This window comes from Vibrio sp. 1249-1 (assembly GCF_033340495.1).
In genome coordinates this window covers 1-560 of the sequence record NZ_JAWOWJ010000968.1, presented here as the reverse complement: position 1 = coordinate 560, position 560 = coordinate 1, and the positions used below count along the sequence as shown (strand labels likewise).

The window sequence follows — 560 nt, the reverse complement described above, 5'->3', positions numbered from 1 at the left end:
GATGCTGTACAGTTGCAGCGCCGCTGGCATGCCTAAGCGCTTTCTCAATCGATTGGTAAAATGCATCGAAAGATCTTTGAGCAGCTGGTCTCCGACTCGATACCCATACTTTTCATTGATGTGGCTGAAATTAAGCAGCTTCAGCGTTAACAAATGCTCGTCACAATCGATGTGACTTAAGCGCTCTTGCAGCGCCACGCGATTTTGCAGCCCCGTGCGACTGTCACGACGGTAGCTTTCTTGTAACTTGCGAGTTTGACGATCAAGTTGATAACCCATGTGAGCGTTCATATGATTCAAATCGCCAATCGCATTGCGTATTAAGCTAAACAGCGGTGAAATCGAAGCGCTCACTTGCGGTTTAGGCAAATTCAGCGATTGCACCTCATCGCCTTCGCGCATCGCAAGGTAAGTCAAACTGTGGTGAAGAATTTCTGGCTGGCCAATGTCACCATGTATTTCACCCATGCAGTAGCTGCCAAAGGTCGCGGCAATATCCATAAACGCCTGCACTTCATCGCTGCTATCAATAAAATCCAACCGCGAGGCACAGTTGTAAA

The 560-nt window shown here is 48.0% G+C and carries 1 protein-coding gene; it reads right to left on the bottom strand.

What is annotated here, in order from left to right; translation table 11 throughout:
- Positions 1-560, bottom strand: a 560-nt coding sequence (locus tag R7Z50_RS29970; RefSeq protein ID WP_318150080.1) for a GGDEF domain-containing protein, incomplete at both ends; no start/stop codon positions are given.